The following is a 954-nucleotide window of genomic DNA, read 5'->3' on the forward strand; positions in this document are numbered from 1 at the left end:
AGCCATCGCACGGATCACCCGCGGCAACTTCCGGCTCCTCGAACGCCTCTTCCCCCAGATCCAGCGGGTCCTGAAGATCAACGAACTCGACACCATCACCAACGACGTCATCGAAGCCGCACAGAGCACCCTGGTCATCGGTGTCACCTGACCCCGCCACGAAGCGACCGAAGAACCCCGCCATTCAGCAGACGAAGTCACAGTTTCAGGTCCGCACGTTTCGACGACTCCCAGTGCTGCGGCCCGTCGAGACATTCCTCAGTTGCTGCCGTAATCTCACCGTCGAGGATGCCGTGGTGATGCTCGATGCGTTGCTGACGAACAAATCCCACTATCCGGGTCTCAGGTTGCATCAGCGCCCCGCAACCACGATGAGGTCACTCGAGGCGCGACTGCAAGAAGTGGGTCCGATTCCCGGGATCGGTACTGCGAGGGATGCCCTCGCATTAGCGCGCCGTCGCGTCGCTTCGCCCATGGAGACACGACTACGCCTCCTGCTCGTGCGATCCGGACTCCCCGAGCCCGAGGTGAACGGCATCGTGCAGTCGCACGAGGGGGACTGGTCGGCCGAGGTTGATCTGCTTTACCGCGAGGCAAAGATCGCCATCGAGTACGAAGGTGATGTGCACCGCACCGACGACAAGACGTTTCGGCGCGATCTCGAGCGAGAGCGGCGACTGCGGGCACTCGGCTACGAGTACGTCCGCGTCACCGTGACCGCCATGGGTGAAGACGGATCCCTCATCGCCGACCTCCGCGCGCTGCTGGCCCGGCGCTCGAACCCGCGCGCCGCATCCGCCATGCCTCTTGCTCCCTAGCTTCCCGGCTGCTTGCCCAAAGTGTCGCCGATGTCCCATTTNCTGAGCGCGAAAGTGGGATGCCGGGGACACTCTGCTCTGGGTCGCGAGCGCGTGCCTGAGGCGGCTGAGACAGAGTGTCGCCGATGTCCCATTT

1 protein-coding gene is annotated in these 954 nt (G+C 63.6%); it reads left to right on the forward strand.

Annotated elements, in window-relative coordinates; translation table 11 throughout:
• Positions 1-473: 473 nt before the first annotated feature.
• Positions 474-818, forward strand: a complete 345-nt coding sequence (locus ID132_RS06515; protein WP_125107092.1) for a hypothetical protein — start codon at positions 474-476, stop codon at positions 816-818.
• Positions 819-954 lie beyond the last annotated feature (136 nt).

The organism is Gulosibacter sediminis (genome assembly GCF_014904065.1).
Taxonomy (GTDB): domain Bacteria; phylum Actinomycetota; class Actinomycetes; order Actinomycetales; family Microbacteriaceae; genus Gulosibacter; species Gulosibacter sediminis.

What these genes read in the sequence shown, in the direction of transcription:
- ID132_RS06515 (WP_125107092.1), top strand. Translation starts at nt 474, where the DNA reads ATGGAGACACGACTACGCCTCCTGCTCGTGCGATCCGGACTCCCCGAG.